This window comes from Pseudoalteromonas sp. GW168-MNA-CIBAN-0100 (assembly GCF_040309225.1).
GTDB lineage: Bacteria > Pseudomonadota > Gammaproteobacteria > Enterobacterales > Alteromonadaceae > Pseudoalteromonas > Pseudoalteromonas arctica.
Map to the genome: position 1 here is coordinate 169,432 of NZ_JBEOOL010000004.1, position 16,763 is coordinate 186,194.

Consider the following 16,763-nt stretch of genomic DNA (forward strand, 5'->3'; position numbering starts at 1 on the left):
TTAAATTGCGCTATAACGTCGTTAAAAATTTTTTATTTTGAACAACTAGATACAAAAATTTTTGCCTAGTACTAGCGTAATTTTCTTAACGTTAAATAGACCCCATATATAAGCAGATTGGTATTAGCTACCAGCCAAAGGTTGATTTTTCTTTCGTTTTACGAATTTCAGTTTCGTCGGCCCACTCAACTAGGCCGCTTTCCATATCCATTAAACGCATTGTAAATTTATAGTATACGTCTGATTTATCGGCATTTGATTTAACAATACTTGATAAGTTTCCATATAACATATATTGCGCACCAATTTGTTTACCAAATGCAACGGCTGTTGCAGGGTTAACAAGAGCATCTTCATTTTGAAACGTTAATTGCTCACGTACTGACTCAACACGGGTCATATCTACAAAACGGAACTTACCGCTGCGTAGCATTTGTGTTGAGATTGAATCGGTGATTGATTCTGTATCAATGTGCTCGCTGGTTTTATTTTTAATACGCTCAACAAATACTACAGGGCGTTTATTAGCGGTCATTGTGCCAACAACAGGTGAGCTGAGTAATGAGTCGGTCATTTGGCTCGCTACTTTTTGTAAGTCGGTAGAACCAAAATTAATATCTGTTGTTTCTACTGCTTGTGCATCGCCATAACTTACTACGGCTTTATTAGCACAGCCACTTAATACTAAAGCGCTTAGGCCAACTAAAGCGTAAGTTGATGCTGTTTTAAATTTGTTACTGATTATCATGGTTGTTTCCTTTAATCTTTAAATTCTTGTGATTCGGTAGACACTTCTCTTACTGCTAAAGAAAAGGTAACCGCATCAGAGCTCGGTGCTAAGCCCGGTAATTGTGTTTTTGCAAAACCAAATAAGGTGAGTGCTTGCCAAGGTGAATGATTGCCTTTAATAACAAAGCCGTCTTTATCAAACCAATTAAACTGATACTGCAAATATTGTGATTTTTTATACTGGCTCGAAAGTGTCACTACTACATCGGTTAACTGGTTGGTTTGACGTGTTTTCACATCAGTAATGGCCAGCTTTTTACCAAGCTCTGGGTTATCTACACGTAATTGCTCATTAAACTGGTTTTTATTTTGTTCAACAGAAATACCCGATGTAACCGGTTTGCTGGAACATGCACTGAGCATTAAAACTGCTAATAATGGCGCTATGTATTTCATGATGGCTCCTAAAGTTGAACTACGTGGTAATTAAAGTAGTTATTAGCGGAGGTTAAGTAAATTAACGTTAACCCTTGCTTACTAACGGTAAAATTTATAGGTGCTTGTGTGCCTATATGCAGAGAATGCTCACCTGTATTTAGGCTTTGCCTTGCAACACTTATTTGATTTGGAAGTGTAAGCCAGCTACGTGTATCAGCTTGCTCAGACGCCAAATTATAAATATTAGCAAGTATGTTACCTACATCACCGGCACTGCGAGCAAGTTCTGCACGCACTTTCTCTTTAGCTACTAATCTAAGTACTTGGCGAGCTACTTTTGCAGGTATTTGATCTTCTAATGTTTTTGCTGCAAGAGCTTCAATGTGTACTAATGGGCTCAGCTCTAAGCTTTGTGCATCTATGTTTATATTATTAAGGCGGTGCACATAGGCATTATCTTTATATACTGGCATTGCAAGGCTGTAAAAGCGTGCATCGCCGCGTGATGAATAAATTGGTAAGCGCAGTTTAAATTCATCTTGTTTTGGTACTAAGCCTTGTTCAAATAAAACAATTACTTCGCCTTGTGTTGCAGAAATAGTGGGTGCATCACTAAAACGTTTTTTAAATTCGCTTAGGTCTTGGTCAAACCCTTGTTTTTTAGCAAGGCGCATTACGTCCTGCTGTAAATAAATATTGTTAGGTTGTATAGCCAGTGCTTTTTTATAATCAATATAAGCATCGTCATACTGTTTAGCACTTTGGTAAAGCAAAGCAGATAAATAAAATGTGTAGGCATTTTGAAAGCCATTTTTTACATCTCTGGTCACATTGCCCATGCTAGGGTAGTGCTGCTGCGCTTCCTTAACTGTTGAGTCGCCATCTGTTTTATTTTCGCTTAGTGCATCAACTTGTACTTTATTAGCGCGGCGAATTTCGACCAAAGCGCCTTCTACATCATTTTTATACACGTAGTTAAGTGCTTTATAACTATGAAGCATACTCATTTCGTAAGCCGGTGGCACATAAGTTATGGCTGAGTCGTTAGTAAATAACGCATTGCTTTGCTCAAGCCCCGCACTTACTTGTATTTTGGCGGCTTCACGTTTTTTTTGCATTTGCGTATACACGTTCTCAAATTTACTTTGTGCCTCTTGTGGCGTATTGGCTAAGTCGTTTAAGCGAGCTTGCTCAAGTTGGTTGAGTAAGTAGCTGCTGTGCATGGTGCTATTATCGGCAATAAGGGATTGCGCTTCTTCGATGTTATTTTTCTCGATCGCATTTCTTATTGGTGTCATTTGCGTGGCATAGTCATTAAATAGGTCATTAAAGCCCATTGTGCTACACCCACTTAAAATACAACAAAAGCTTAAAATTATACTTAGGCGCACTGCGCACTCCTCTCAATTCACCTGTATACATTAACATATTGTTTTTAGCTAAATGTGTGAAATATTGTAAAAAATCGTAGAGTAAAACTGCCTGCTAATAAAGAAATATAAAATGACATTGGTGAACAAAGTGTGAATTTTCTTGTTGGGTAACAATATTGAAATGCTTAAGGTACTTTATTGGTCTTATTGAATACAATGATCCCTAAAGCGTAACGATAAATGAATTTTTTAAATGAAGTAATTGCTACTCACTAAGTCGTATACGAAAAATACTAAAAGGATATCTTGTGTTGTAGACACCGTATTTTGCAAATGCGGCTAAGGTTTGAGTATAAATGATCTAATTTATTAAAACTAAATACTCTCTTTGCACAGTTATACCAATCCTGTTTAAATGTGCTGCTCAGTAAGCTGTTTTATTGGCGCTTATGACAATGTTTTGAGCTTAGTAGGTTAATTAGTTAATTAATTGAAATAACGCTGTAATTTGTTTTTATTGCTAAGGAATTTTTTTGAAAGCTACGTTGTACACAATCATTGCTTTAATTGCGTTTGCTGCAAACTCTCTTTTTTGCAGAATGGCTTTAGCCGAAGGCTATATAGATGCTTGGAACTTTACAGTTATTCGCTTACTCAGTGGTGCTGCGTGTTTGGGTATTATAATGGCTATCTATACTCATAATTTAAAACGAAAAGGCACATTTAACCCCGCTATTTTAAGTGATAAAGGAAGCTGGCGAAGCAGTATAAGCCTTTTAGTTTATGCACTTTGTTTTTCGATTGCATACGTAGAGCTGGATACAGGCACCGGTGCATTGATTTTGTTTTCAGCCGTGCAACTCACTATGATTGGCTGGGGCATATATCAAAAAGAGCAGTTGAGTGTGCTTCAGTGGTGCGCGTTTATAGTAGCGCTAGGTGGGTTTGTATATCTAATGCTGCCATCTGCTGCTGTACCGTCATTATTAGGTGCATCACTTATGGCACTCAGTGGTGTGGCATGGGGTATTTACAGTATTCGCGGTAAAGTGTGCGTATCGCCACTGCGTACTACCGGGTTTAACTTTATAAGAAGCTTAGTGGCTATCCCTGTTTTATTACTTGTTGGTATGAGTTATTTAAAAAATATGAGTATTGAAGGGGTTTTGCTTGCGTGTGCCTCGGGTGCGATAGCTTCTGGAATTGGTTACAGTGTTTGGTATGTGGCTATGCCACTGCTTAAAAGTACCCAAGCTGCTGTTGTGCAGCTTTGTGTACCTGTACTAGCTGCCATTGCAGGGGTTTTGTTTTTATCAGAGCAGGTAACAATGGAATTTATTGTAGCAAGCTCATTAATATTAGGCGCTGTGCTGGTATTTATCTTAAATAAAAAGAAGGTGTGATACCACTTAAACAAGTTCTTTATGGCGGACTAACGTTCGTTACAAAGCGTGTATAAATAGCGGGTAAGTTATCAAGTATTGCCTGCTTACCCTGTAGTTCACTGTTTTTTATGCATTCAAAAAGTACTTGTTCGCTAAGCTTATTCACTAATAATTGCGATTGCTTAATATGGCTTATATGCCAAAGCTCAGGTGCGACACCACCTAAATCATGCTGGTAAGGGCGATAAAAGCCAAATTTATCTAAGTTAGTATCAAGCCAATTACTTAAAGGCGCAAACGGCCCACCTTGCAGGTATTCATCAGGTGTTAGCTGTAGTTTATAATCATCACTTACCGCAGCTTTATCAAACACGTCTAAATCGGTGCCTAAATGGTGCCTGCTTGCCCCAGGTAATGCAGAGTAGAGCATTATTGCTATGCATTTATCTACATCATTTAATTTAGTTAAATCTACAATCTCTTGCTGTTTATTGAAAACAGGTCGAATCCCTAAAAACTTATTATTCCAAATAATTGATTGACGATCAAAATCGCGAAAGCTTGATGCAATAGTAAGCTCAAATCCCGCTTTTTGTGCTGCACTTTGCAGCGCTAAAAAGTCGCTAATAATAGCGCTGTGCAAGCGATGATTTTGTATATCAGTTAAATGTGTATCACTTTGCCCTGTGATACACATTATCGATGTGGGTTGAGTAACATCCATTATGCTAAAAGTTGCTCTAATATTTGCTCGTAAATGTCGGTAAGGGCTATTAAATCATCGGTACTTACGCATTCATCTACTTTATGAATAGTGGCGTTACGTGGGCCAAGTTCAATTACTTTAGCGCCAGTTTGTGCAATAAAACGACCGTCAGATGTGCCGCCAGTGGTTTCTAAATTGGGTGTTAAGCCGGTTACTGATTTAATCGCTTTAACTGTGGCATCAACAAGCGGGCCGTGCTCGGTAATAAAAGGTAAGCCATTTACTATCCAGCTTAATTCATAATTTAAGTCATGCTTTTGTAGAATGTCATTTACACGTTGCTGTAATTGCTCATGCGTTACTTGCGTGCTAAATCTAAAGTTAAACTGTACTTCTAGTTCACCCGGGATCACATTACCCGCACCCGTGCCACCATTAATATTCGAAATTTGAAAGCTGGTGGCGGGGAAGTATTCGTTGCCGTTATCCCACACCGTTTGGCTAAGCTCAGTAAGTGCAGGCGTTGCTAGATGAATTGGGTTTTGTGCTAAATGTGGGTAGGCAACATGACCTTGTACGCCTTTAACCGTTAGGTAAGCGGTAAGTGAGCCTCTTCGGCCATTTTTAACAACATCGCCTAATACATCTCGTGATGAGGGTTCGCCTACTAGGCACATATCTATTTTTTCACCACGGGCTTCTAGTGTATCTATTACACGTGTTGTGCCGTTTATAAACGGTCCTTCTTCGTCAGAAGTGATTAAAAAAGAAATAGAGCCTTTATGATCTGGATGTTTAGTAACAAAACGCTCTGTTGCTACAAGCATTGCGGCTAATGAGCCTTTCATATCGGCAGCACCACGCCCGTGTAATAGGCCGTCTTTTATTAATCCTGAAAACGGCGGGTGTTGCCAATTTTTTTTAGGGCCTGTTGGTACAACGTCGGTGTGACCAGCAAAACAAAAGTGCGGCGATTGTGTGCCTTTTCGAGCCCAAGTATTAAGTGTGTCGGTAAAAAATAATGATTCTATATTAAAACCAACCGCAGCAAGGCGATCGTTCATCATTTGTTGGCAGCCAGCATCTTCGGGCGTTACCGATTCGCGTTGGATTAGCGCTTGGGCGAGTTGAATTACGTCATTAGTCATTATTTAAAAATCTCGTCGTATTGGGCTGCTTTAAAACCTAAATGGTAACTGCCATTGTTTACCAGTACTGGACGTTTGATCATGGCAGGTTGTTCAACCAACAATGGGATAGCACTTTCTTTAGTTAGACTCTGTTTTTGCTCATCAGTTAATGCGCGATAAGTTGTTCCACGTTTATTAACGAGTTGTTCCCAATCGAGCTTGTCTGCAAAATCACTCACCATTTGCTCATTTACGCCATCTTTTCGGTAGTCATGAAACGTAAATTCGATGTTGTTATCGGTTAAATGTTTTTTAGCTTTTTTTATCGTATCGCAGTTGCTAATGCCGTATAGAGTGATCATAAATCTAGTTCTTCTTAATAATAGTTAATAGTGTGTCTTCACCCGCATTTACATGCGAATGCGAGTAATGAAATGTGCCAAGGTTATGGCCGTTTAGTAAAATTAAACTAGCAAGCATTGGAGTATCAAGTTCTCGTAAATCAAAATAAGCAAGGCGTTGACCTTTGCATATTTTGCTACCATTGAGTTGCGCAATATGGGTATGCGTAATTGATTGCGAATCAAAAATAGTTAAGTTAATTAAGGCTTTTAGACCATTATTAGCTTGTAGAATAAACTCAGTACCTGCATTTTTTACTTGTAATAAAGTTCCATCAAACGGTGCTAAAATTTTATGACTTGTTAGTTGCACCATAATACCAGGGCCCAGAGTGCCAAAACGAAAAAAAGGTTCTGGGTGCTCTTTCAGTTCAATTACTTTACCTGTAAATGGGCTGGTAATATTTATTGCATTAAGAGGCGTTTTATTTTGAGCTAAATAGTCAATTTTTTGAGCTTTCATAAGTTAATTTACCACCACGTTATAACCCTCTTTTTTTAAAGCGGAAATAGCATTTTCTGCAGTGTGTTTTTTTATGAGAATATAATCAGTATCGTAGGTTGAGATTGAAAAGATAGAAATTTTAGCGCGCGCTAATACCCCTGAAATATTAGCCATAATTCCGGTTAACGAAAAGCCAAGTGGACCTACAACCTCTAAAGCTTGCCAGTCGGGTTCGGTATCCAGGCTTTTTACTTCAAAATCGCTTGGGCATACAATTGAAAGTTCATCATGGGTTTTAGAAATAAAAAACAAAGATTGCTTTAAAAGTGCCGCAGGTATGTCGGCATCTACATCTAAACTGTGTATAGATAAAATGGTGCTGTGTAATTGTAATGTTTGTTTTGACATTAAAAGCCTGCGAACAGCAATATTGATAGCTTTATAGTATAGATTATTGGCTTTAAATTAAAGGTGTAACAACGACTAACTCAGCAGTAAATAAGTAGATAAAAGAAGGGGGTAAAAACTTACCCACAATTTCTGTGGATAAGTATGGGGGTTGCAGGGTATAAATAACCTAACTAGTTAATTATTAAATAAATAATAGCTAGGCTATAAAAAGCACACGTTACGTTTAATGAGTAATTAGCGCTTCTGCTTGAGCTGCCTGAATGGCAGTTAAGGCGATTGTATACACAATATCATCAACTAATGCACCACGGCTTAAATCGTTCACAGGTTTACGCATACCTTGCAGCATAGGGCCAATACTTATCAAGTCGGCACTACGTTGTACTGCTTTATACGTGGTATTACCCGTATTTAAATCTGGGAATATAAATACGGTCGCTTTACCGGCTACAGGGCTGTTAGGTGCTTTTTTAAGTGCTACGTTTTCCATTATAGCGGCATCGTATTGTAGTGGGCCGTCGATAATTAAATCAGGACGTTTTTGTTTTGCTATTTTTGTGGCTTCACGTACTTTTTCAACATCGGCACCTGTACCAGAAGTGCCCGTGCTGTAGCTGATCATGGCAACACGCGGCTCTATGCCAAATGCAGCTGCAGAGTCGGCAGATTGAATCGCTATGTCTGCAAGTTGTTCAGCATTTGGGTCTGGGTTAATCGCACAGTCACCGTAAACTAATACTTGGTCAGGCAGTAGCATAAAAAATACAGATGATACTAGTGATGACCCTGGTGCTGTTTTAATTAATTGCAGTGGTGGGCGAATTGTATTTGCCGTAGTGTTTACTGCACCCGATACTAAACCGTCTACTTTACCTTGCTCAAGCATCATTGTACCCAGTACGACGTTATCTTGTAGTTACTCTTGTGCTACTACGGCAGTTAGGCCTTTGCTTTTACGAATTTCGACCATAGGCGCAATATAATCATTAATAATACTTTTTGGCTCGATAATACTTACATGTTCGTTTAGCTCAATACCTTGCTGCTGTGCAATGCGCATTATTTCTTCGCGATCGCCTAGTAATATAGTCTTAGCAATTCCGCGTTGACCACAAATAGCAGCCGCTTTAATTGTACGAGGTTCATTACCTTCTGGTAGAACCACGGTTTTACCTGCTTTACGCGCTTTAGTGGTAAGTAAGTAACGAAATGCGGGTGGTGATAACTTACGAGTTTTACCTACACTTTTAGCTAGAGTATCTAGCCAGCTTGAATTGATATGCTCTGCGTTGTGATCTTTTACTTTTTCAATACGTTGGTCATCATCATTTGGTACTTCCATATTAAAGTTATGCAGTAGTAATGATGTACGCCACGTGTCTGAATCGGTTGCGAGTATTGGTAAGCCGGTTTGCATGGCTTGCTCACACAAGGCCATAATACGTGGCTCTGGCTCAAAACCACCGGTGAGTAATATAGCGCCAAGTTTAGTGCCGTTCATAGCAGATAAGCACGCAGCAACAAGTATGTCAGAGCGATCGCCCGGTGTTACTAATAAAGCGCCTGGCGTAAAATAATTTAAAATATTTGAAACCGTACGAGCACAAAAAGTAATACGGCGCAGACGACGATGAAGCATATCGCCTTCGTTAATAATCGTGGCTTTTAAGTATGCGCTTAAGTCTTTTACGCGCGGGGCTACTAAGTCAAAATCCCACGGGATTGCACCAAGTAACATAAACGGATTTTTTTTAAAAATAGGCAGGGAGGCTAAACGATTTAACTCGTTTTCAAGCTCTTCAGGTTTATAGGCATCGACTAAATCGGCGCGTGCACGACCTTCTTCATCAAGTGGCGCATTTACTTTATTAAAAATACAGCCCAGTACGCGAGGATGATCGATACCACCGTAGTTACCTGCTGCAATTTCAAGGCGGTCTTCTATTTGAGTAATGGTGTAATTACCTGGGGTAAGTACAAATACAATTTCGGCGCCGAGTGTTTGCGCAATTTCGCGGTTTACACGCCCAGCATAAGGTTGGCGACGAGTAGGTACCATACCTTCAATAATAGCGACTTCGTCGTCGTTTATTTTACTTTCAAAGCGTTCAACAATTTCCTCTAGTAGGTCATCACCTTTACCGTCGCCAATCATTTGCTCAGCATAATCAAGTGCAAAAGGCATTGGTGGGTTAATAGGTGAGCCTTGAGTGACTATTTGCGTTGATTTTTCAGGGCCTGTTTCACCTGAACGTGGCTGAGCTATTGGTTTAAAAAAGTTAACTTTAACTGTTTTTTGTTCAAGTGCACGCACTAAACCAACTGATACCGACGTTAAACCCACACCGGTAGAAACAGGAATTAACATAATACGACGTGCCATATTAAAGCTCCTTTACAATATTTGCAGCATCAAGGGCAATAACCCATTCTTCATTAGTTGGCATTACTACTGCTTTGACGTGTGAATTTTTACAGCTAATAACGCCTTCTTGACCAAAGCGCGCATTGAGGTTGGCTTGCGGATTACAATTAATACCTAAAAAGGCAAGTTGTGTAATTACTTTTTCACGAATAATATCTGAGTTTTCACCAATACCACCAGTAAATATAACAGCATCAAGGCGCTGTAATGGCACCATATACGCCGCGATTTGTTTTGAAAGTCGGTAGCAAAACATTTCAATTGCGAGTATCGCTTTTTTATTCCCGGCCAAAGCGGCTTCTTCAATGGTACGGCAATCGTTAGAAAGCTCGCTAATACCTAACAAGCCACTTTTTTGATTTAGTAGGTTATCAATTTGCTGGGCTGTGTAATCAAGTTGAGTGGTTAAAAAGTTAAATAAACCAGGGTCAATATCGCCGCTACGTGTGCCCATTATCAGCCCCTCTAGAGGCGTTAGTCCCATGCTGGTATCAACACTCTTACCATTTTTAATAGCGCATACAGAACAGCCGTTGCCTAAGTGGGCACTAATAAAATTGCTTTGCTCGATAGGTTGCTCAAGTAACTTTGCTGTTTGCCCTGCAACATAAAAATGACTTGTGCCGTGAAAACCATAACGCCTAACACCAAACTCGGTGTACAACTTATATGGAAGAGCGTAAAGAAAGGCAACTTCATTCATAGTTTGGTGAAATGCAGTATCAAACACCGCGACTTGTGGCAAACCTTCAAACGATGCCTGCGCCGACGATATACCTAGTAAATTAGCGTGCCCATGAAGCGGCGCAAGCGTTGCCGACTGTGTAATGCCTGCAATTACTTTTTCGTCAATCAATACCGATCGCGTAAAGTGCTCGCCGCCATGTACAACACGATGGCCCACTGCGATAAGTTGCTCGTCTAAGTTGTGATCTTTTATTAAGCTTACAAGCGTATTTATAGCCTCAGCATGTGCTTGATTAGCCGCTAAGTCGATAACTGTTTTAGTACCATTAAATTTGTATTTAATAGAGGGTGCTTTAGCGCCTAAGCGTTCAGCAAGACCTGAAATGATTTCGTGACCATCGTTCGCATCAATAATGGCAAACTTTAAGCTAGAGCTACCACAATTTAAAACTAAAACGTGTTGTGATTCAGGAGAGGTTGTTGGCATAGATTCAATTTCCATAAACAAATTTAGTAAGTAAACGTTAGTACGTAATCGTTACACTTACGGTATTAAATAAAGCTAAAACAATTGAGTGTTCAACTGCAAAGTGGTTAACGCAATGTTAAATACTTTACCTTAATTAAGATGTTTAAGTTAGGATTGTTCGCCATTAAAAGGTAAATTTAAGCTGTTTTACTGAGAAAGTGTAACTCTTTCATTTTGTGTTACACTTTGCGTATAGCTCGTTTTTCCATTGTATTTAAAAGCAGTATCTGTGAGGAGTCATGATGCAAAAAAGTGTGATGTCACAACTACAAACTGGCCGTTTGTATGGTAAAAAATGGCCAATGCGCAAAGAGCTTGCGCCTTTGTTTTTAGAGTTTAGAGTAATTAGAGCGACTGAGCTTGCCATTACAGTAATGCCAATATTAGCCATGCTAACATTGTTTTTTCAGCTAAATTACTTAGGTTCTGATTTTTTACCACAAGCCATTGCGAGTGCATTATTTTTTATATCTCTACCATTACAAGGCTTGTTTTGGTTAGGTAAGCGAGCGCAAACGCCTTTAGAGCCTGCGATGCAAAAATGGTATAACGAGCTGTACACTAAAATGGCTGCTAATGGATATCAAACGCAGTTAAGTGATAACAAGCCCCGTTATATGGAGCTTGCCAATTTACTTAAAGATATGTTTGATAAAATGGACAGGGCGTTTACTAAAGAGCAGTTTTAGAGAGTTACATCATTATCTATTTTGGTAAACTGAGTAATATAAAACGATAAGGTGACAGTGTGTTCACCTTTTTCTTCGAGTGCTGTCCAGTGCTCGGGTCTAAATTTCCATGCAAATGGCGTCATCATTATTAAGTTTTTAATATCAGTAAAGCTAAGCGCTACATGCTCTGTTAAAAGGATCTGCTCTGATTTTTGAAACCCTTTTGGAGTGGCTATTTCAGTATGTTCGTTTACTTCTGAATATATATACGATTTTAGCTCTTTTAAATGACAGGGTCCTGGGCTTGCAACCACTAATATTGCGTTTTGATTTGCTAGGCGTTCAAGCTCTTGCTCAAACAAAGGTGCAAATACACTTACAAGTACATCAGCAAATTGGCTTTTAAAGGGCGCTTGGCTGATTGATGCCACACTAAATTGGCAATTAGGGTAGCGCTTAGCTGCATATTTAACCGCTGATTTTGAAATGTCGACACCGTATACAACAGCATTTGTTTTATTTGCGATTGCTTGGGTATAAAACCCTTCACCGCATCCTAAATCAATAATAGTATTCGCACTTATATTACTAATTATATCGCTAAGATTTCGTTGTAAGAAGCCATAATAACCACGCTCTAAAAATGCGCGTCTGGCTTGTACCATTTCAAGTGAATCACCCGGTTGTTTTGAATTTTTCTGTTGCACAGGCAGTAAATTAACATAGCCTTCTTTAGCAAAATCAAAGCTGTGGTTGTTAGCACAACGAAGTGTTGAATCAGTTTTCAAAAGTGCTAGGTTACACAGCGGGCATTGATATTCAAGACTCATGAGCCTAGGTAGTCCTTATCGTAAAAAGTTTTTACCCAATGCGGGCGATAGGTGATCATAATTGTTATAGCCATGCCGTTGAGCATTGCTTCAGGAAACCAAATTATGGCACTTAAATAAACGTAGTTATCTGCAAGTTCTTGCCAATTGTATTGCCCTATAGCTAAGTAAAATAAAGCACCTAGGCTTATTTTTATACAGGCTATAAATCCTGCGGTTATAAACGCACAAACAAATATATAAACAAAAAAATGACGAGGTAAATATTGGTAACTAATTATAAAGCCAAGATAGCTCAATAAAATAGGAATAAACGCACCAATAAGCAGTTGTACTGGTAACAGCTCAAGTTCAATTTGACCAAAGGCAGCGAGTAGGGCTGTGGCAAGTAGGCTACTTAAAATAGTCAATCGCCAGCCTAAAATTAATGTAGCAGCCGTAACACCTAGGATGTGTAAATCAAGGCCAGTTAAAATGCCAGCCTTTATTCGCCAAAGCACTGCAAACACTAACGCACACGCAAGTACGCTAGTTTGACGGACGGGCGTACTAAGCAATGTTTTATATGTTTTTTTATCAAAGCTTAATAGAGCAATAATAATTACAAGAGCCCAAAGTAGCCCCTGTATTGTTAGGCTTAGCATAATAATTACTTAAATGTTGACCATATAGGGGCATGATCTGACGGTTTTTCAATACCGCGAAGTTCGTAATCAATACCTGTATCTATGCAGCGTGCTGCAAGCTCATTGGTTGCAAGCACTACATCTATACGAAGTCCTCGATTATCTACAAACCCTTTAGAGCGATAGTCAAACCACGAGTATTGATCGTCTGTTTCGGGGTTTTGCTCTCTAAAGGTGTCTTTAAAACCCCAATTAAGTAATGTTGCAAGCCATTCACGCTCTACCGGTTGAAAAGAACATTTACCCGTTTTTAACCAACGTTTAGCATTTACGTCGCCAATACCAATATCTAAATCGGTAGGTGATATGTTGATATCACCCATAACGATGACGTCTTGATCGGGTGTGTGATTGGTTTCAAGGTGTGTCATTAAATCTTTATAAAATTGACGTTTATAAGGGAATTTAGTTTCGTGATTAATATTATCACCTTGTGGGAAATAGCCATTCATGACAGTAAGGTCGCGACCGTTTTCTTGTTCAACAGTGACGCTTATCATGCGTTTTTGCGATTCATCTGTATCGGTGGCAAAACCTTTTAAGACCGATTTAGGCTCTTTTTTGCATAACATAGCTACGCCATAATGCGCTTTTTGACCATGAAAGTAGACGTGATATCCCATTTTTTGTACATCTTCTAATGGGAATGCTTCGTCGTGAACTTTAATCTCTTGCAAGCCAATAACGTCTGGTTGATGTTTGTCGATAATTGCTTGTAATTGGTGAAGACGAGCACGCAGACCATTGATATTGAAAGAAATCACTTTCATAAAATTTACCTTAAAATTGGTTCTATTTAATAGATTAAATTGTATCAGTAAATACGCGTACATAACATGACTGAATTGAGATAATAGCTGCGCAAATGTTGATCAAATGATGAGTAAAGTTTAAACATTGTGAATACAATATTAATTATTTAAATAAATAAAAAATTCAATTGAACTTAACTTTATTGAATATATAGTGCGCGAAATTCACTTTTTTAGCTCGTTCAAATAGGATCTCTCATGAAAACTCAACTACTTTTAGCCACTGCTTTACTAGCATCTGCAACTGCGTCAGCTCAAAGCAATACTTACTTTAGCCAAGATAACAAAATTGAGTCTAAGTTATGTGTACTAAGTGCAAACGAAGGCTTTAGCGTTGCTCGTAAAGAAGCTGCCCAGCACGGTGTTTACCTATCTCGTTTTTCTAAAAGCATTTTATGTAATGGTGAAGATATTCGTGATATTGCTAAAAAAACGACATTAAGCAACGCATCAGTTGAGAAAGTAGAAGTATTTGCAAAAGACGCCCAACAAGAAACTCAATTATGTATGACGGCTTTAAAACAAGGTTTAGCACCTGTTCGTCAAAAAATTGGTAACCTAAACTCATTAAAATGTAATGGTCAAAACGTTACTGAGTTTGTTAAACGCTACCAAAACGCAGCAATCTAATTGTTAGCTTAACTATATAAGTAAAATTGAAATGCCTGGTTTTTACCGGGCATTTTTTTGCAAAAATTACAAGGTTGTTTGCAAAGCTTGCAAGCTTAACTTATTGAAACTGTTTAATAAATATACCGACCGAGATTAAGTTATTGATTATTATAAGTTAACTATTATTGGCATTGGATTTGTATTAGTTAAAGTGACATTTAATTAATTACGAAGGATACGTCTTATGAAAAAGTTAACATTAGCAGCCACTATTTTAGCATCATTAAGCCTAGCGGCTTGTTCATCTAATCAAGGTCTTGAAAGAATAGACAGTGACTTTGCAAGTTTAGATAATGATAGCGATGGCTACATCTCAAAAGTTGAAGCTGATGACGATAGCATTTGGGGCCATTTTTCAAATATTGATACCAATATGGATAACGAAATTAGCCGCAAAGAATTTAACACTTATATGAAGCTTAATAATGGCAAAGTAGCCACTGATTCTGAAGTAAGTGAGTCGGCATTTAAAGCTGAAATTGCTAAATTCGATAAAATTGAAAGCAGTTTTTCAAGCTTAGATAACGACAGCAATGGCTATATCTCGGTAGTTGAAGGTAACGATGATGATATTTCAAATCATTTTGGTTACATGGATAAAAACCAAGATAAGCGCATCAGTAAAAGCGAGTTTATGGGTTACATTAAAAAATACGGTAACGCAGTAGCTGAAGATGATGCATTAGAAGCTTTTAAAAGTAACTAATAGTTACCATTTTAGTAAGTAAGATTAAAGCCAGTGCTAGTCACTGGCTTTTTTGTGTTTTAAATTTAGTTATTTGATAGATATATTTTCCTAGTTTGGTGTTGTTCTGTCATAATAGATGGCTGTGTATTTTTATTTGTTAAGAGTGTGTATGGCGGGTCGGCGAATTAGTGATGAACAACTAGTTGAGATCATTGAAGCAGCTATTTTTGTTGCAGATAAGCCTGTTAGTAAACGCCACCTCAAAGACATCGTATTAATAGATTTAGCTATTTCTATGGCACGAATAAATGACGCAATAGATACAATACAAGAACATTTTCAAACTCGTGGTATTCGCTTAGTTGAAGTGGGTAGTGGGTATCGGTTTCAGGCATGCAGTAGTTTAAGCCCTTGGTTAAATAACTTGTGGCAAGAACGCGCACCAAAATACTCGCGTGCTTTACTGGAAACATTATCACTTATTGCATACAGGCAGCCCATTACACGCGGCGAAATTGAGCAAGTAAGAGGTGTTACTACGGGTTCGAATATTATTAAAACCTTACTCGAAAGAGAGTGGGTTAAAGTGGTAGGGCATAAAGAGGTTCCGGGAAAGCCGGCTTTATATGCAACTACTAAGCAATTTTTAGATTATTTTTCGTTAACTGGACTTGAAAATTTACCTGCGTTGCCAACAGAGCAGCAAAGTAAAATTAACCAGTTATTGAGCGATCCTTCTGTGAGAGAACCATCCGAATGAGTATTATACAAGGTGAAAAGTTACAAAAAGTCTTAGCCCGTGCAGGCGTAGGCTCACGCCGTGAAATGGAAAAATACATTGACGCAAACCGCGTTAGTGTAAACGGTAAAGTGGCAAAGTTAGGTGACCGTGTTGAAGAAACCGATTTGATTCGTGTTGACGGACACAGTGTAAAAATCGAAGAAAAAGCAGACCGAATCTGTCGTGTGATTATGTATAACAAACCAGAAGGTGAGTTAAGCACACGTAAAGATCCTGAAGGGCGTCGTACTGTATTTGACCGACTTCCTCGTATTGATGGCGATCGCTGGATTGCGGTTGGTCGATTAGACGTCAATACATCGGGTTTAATGCTTTTTACAAACGATGGTGAACTAGCAAACCGTTTAATGCACCCAAGCTATGAAGTAGAGCGTGAATACTCTGCACGTGTATTTGGTGAAGTAACCAATGAAACGGTTAAAAACTTACTACGTGGTGTTGAGCTTGAAGATGGTCCAGCCAAATTCACGACTGTAACCCCTATGGGTGGCGAAGGCGTTAACCGTTGGTTTAACGTAACGTTAAATGAAGGGCGTAACCGTGAAGTTCGTCGTTTATGGCAGTCTCAAGATGCGGAAGTATCTCGTCTTATTCGTATTCGTTACGGTAAACTAGAGCTTGATAAGCGCGTGCCACAAGGTGGTTGGATGGAGTATGATTTAGAAACAGTAAACTACTTGCGTAAAACCGTTAAATTAGGCCGCGAAACACAAACTAAGCTTTCTGTTATGCCTGAAAAACGCAAAGATAAACGCGCTAAAATCAACCAAATTCGTAAAGCAGTTAAAAAACACAATCAGCGTGTTAAGCCGACTAAACGTAAATAATCAATTAGTTATTTATTGAACACAAAAAAGCCGCTAATTGCTAACACCATTCAGTTAAGCATGCTTTGACTTAATGGTGTACCGAGTTTTTGAAATTCGAACGGTCCTACTTTTGG

The 16,763-nt window shown here is 38.7% G+C and carries 18 protein-coding genes and 1 pseudogene; 6 read left to right on the top strand and 13 right to left on the bottom strand.

The window, feature by feature from the left end; translation table 11 throughout:
- Positions 1-127: 127 nt before the first annotated feature.
- The 3 genes from lpoB to AAEY62_RS03780 are packed head-to-tail and all read right to left on the bottom strand — an operon-like array spanning position 128 to position 2,558.
- Positions 128-748, bottom strand: a complete 621-nt coding sequence (gene lpoB / locus AAEY62_RS03770) for a penicillin-binding protein activator LpoB (protein WP_007375407.1) — start codon at positions 746-748, stop codon at positions 128-130.
- Positions 749-759: 11 nt separating this feature from the next.
- Positions 760-1,185 (bottom strand): YcfL family putative periplasmic lipoprotein, encoded by a 426-nt coding sequence (locus tag AAEY62_RS03775; protein WP_007582549.1) that lies wholly within the window; start codon positions 1,183-1,185, stop codon positions 760-762.
- Between the two features lie 8 nt (positions 1,186-1,193).
- Entirely contained in the window at positions 1,194-2,558 is a 1,365-nt protein-coding gene (locus AAEY62_RS03780; RefSeq protein WP_350634608.1) for a COG3014 family protein, read from the bottom strand.
- A gap of 515 nt (positions 2,559-3,073) precedes the next feature.
- Here AAEY62_RS03780 and AAEY62_RS03785 point away from each other — a divergent pair.
- Positions 3,074-3,943, top strand: coding sequence for a DMT family transporter (locus AAEY62_RS03785; protein ID WP_101216735.1), 870 nt, complete (start codon positions 3,074-3,076; stop codon positions 3,941-3,943).
- A gap of 19 nt (positions 3,944-3,962) precedes the next feature.
- On the opposite strand, the gene AAEY62_RS03790 is transcribed toward AAEY62_RS03785, so the two are convergent.
- The 7 genes and pseudogenes from AAEY62_RS03790 to AAEY62_RS03820 all read right to left on the bottom strand — a co-directional run bounded on the left by AAEY62_RS03790 (position 3,963) and on the right by AAEY62_RS03820 (position 10,617).
- Positions 3,963-4,649, bottom strand: a complete 687-nt coding sequence (locus AAEY62_RS03790; RefSeq protein ID WP_101216736.1) for a M15 family metallopeptidase — start codon at positions 4,647-4,649, stop codon at positions 3,963-3,965.
- On the bottom strand, positions 4,649-5,779 hold the full coding sequence (gene dapE, locus AAEY62_RS03795) for a succinyl-diaminopimelate desuccinylase (RefSeq protein WP_350634609.1): 1,131 nt from the start codon (positions 5,777-5,779) through the stop codon (positions 4,649-4,651). The genes AAEY62_RS03790 and dapE overlap by 1 nt, the downstream gene beginning before the upstream one ends.
- Positions 5,779-6,123, bottom strand: coding sequence for an ArsC family reductase (locus tag AAEY62_RS03800; RefSeq protein ID WP_024590441.1), 345 nt, complete (start codon positions 6,121-6,123; stop codon positions 5,779-5,781). The genes dapE and AAEY62_RS03800 overlap by 1 nt, the downstream gene beginning before the upstream one ends.
- 4 nt (positions 6,124-6,127) lie before the next feature.
- On the bottom strand, positions 6,128-6,625 hold the full coding sequence (locus AAEY62_RS03805; RefSeq protein WP_101216738.1) for a PTS glucose transporter subunit IIA: 498 nt from the start codon (positions 6,623-6,625) through the stop codon (positions 6,128-6,130).
- 3 nt (positions 6,626-6,628) lie between these two features.
- Entirely contained in the window at positions 6,629-7,015 is a 387-nt protein-coding gene (locus AAEY62_RS03810; RefSeq protein ID WP_007582563.1) for an ACT domain-containing protein, read from the bottom strand.
- A gap of 226 nt (positions 7,016-7,241) precedes the next feature.
- Positions 7,242-9,401, bottom strand: a pseudogene (gene pta / locus AAEY62_RS03815) (phosphate acetyltransferase).
- A gap of 1 nt (position 9,402) precedes the next feature.
- Positions 9,403-10,617 carry an acetate kinase gene (locus tag AAEY62_RS03820; protein WP_350634610.1) on the bottom strand — a complete coding sequence of 405 codons (1,215 nt, stop codon included), beginning with the start codon at positions 10,615-10,617 and terminating at the stop codon, positions 9,403-9,405.
- A gap of 284 nt (positions 10,618-10,901) precedes the next feature.
- On the opposite strand from AAEY62_RS03820, the gene yfbV reads away from it, so the two are divergent.
- Positions 10,902-11,348 (top strand): terminus macrodomain insulation protein YfbV, encoded by a 447-nt coding sequence (gene yfbV / locus AAEY62_RS03825; protein WP_024590445.1) that lies wholly within the window; start codon positions 10,902-10,904, stop codon positions 11,346-11,348.
- Here the strand turns inward: yfbV and AAEY62_RS03830 are convergent.
- From AAEY62_RS03830 to xthA, 3 genes are read right to left on the bottom strand one after another with little or no spacing between them, the layout of a single operon-like run.
- Entirely contained in the window at positions 11,345-12,160 is an 816-nt protein-coding gene (locus AAEY62_RS03830; RefSeq protein ID WP_024590446.1) for a putative RNA methyltransferase, read from the bottom strand. The genes yfbV and AAEY62_RS03830 overlap by 4 nt on opposite strands.
- Entirely contained in the window at positions 12,157-12,804 is a 648-nt protein-coding gene (locus tag AAEY62_RS03835; protein WP_024590447.1) for an energy-coupling factor ABC transporter permease, read from the bottom strand. The genes AAEY62_RS03830 and AAEY62_RS03835 overlap by 4 nt, the downstream gene beginning before the upstream one ends.
- Before the next feature lie 5 nt (positions 12,805-12,809).
- Positions 12,810-13,616, bottom strand: a complete 807-nt coding sequence (gene xthA / locus AAEY62_RS03840; RefSeq protein ID WP_010554249.1) for an exodeoxyribonuclease III — start codon at positions 13,614-13,616, stop codon at positions 12,810-12,812.
- A gap of 240 nt (positions 13,617-13,856) precedes the next feature.
- Between xthA and AAEY62_RS03845 the strand changes: the two genes are divergently transcribed.
- The 4 genes from AAEY62_RS03845 (at position 13,857) to rluB (ending at position 16,647) form a co-directional block, all read left to right on the top strand.
- Positions 13,857-14,288 (top strand): hypothetical protein, encoded by a 432-nt coding sequence (locus AAEY62_RS03845; RefSeq protein ID WP_007582577.1) that lies wholly within the window; start codon positions 13,857-13,859, stop codon positions 14,286-14,288.
- 226 nt (positions 14,289-14,514) lie between these two features.
- Positions 14,515-15,036 (top strand): EF-hand domain-containing protein, encoded by a 522-nt coding sequence (locus AAEY62_RS03850; RefSeq protein ID WP_007582579.1) that lies wholly within the window; start codon positions 14,515-14,517, stop codon positions 15,034-15,036.
- 151 nt (positions 15,037-15,187) lie between these two features.
- A complete protein-coding gene (gene scpB, locus AAEY62_RS03855; protein ID WP_024590449.1) occupies positions 15,188-15,778 on the top strand; it encodes an SMC-Scp complex subunit ScpB in 591 nt (196 codons plus the stop codon).
- Positions 15,775-16,647, top strand: coding sequence for a 23S rRNA pseudouridine(2605) synthase RluB (gene rluB, locus AAEY62_RS03860; RefSeq protein WP_007582584.1), 873 nt, complete (start codon positions 15,775-15,777; stop codon positions 16,645-16,647). Before scpB ends, rluB begins: the two co-directional genes overlap by 4 nt.
- Positions 16,648-16,763 lie beyond the last annotated feature (116 nt).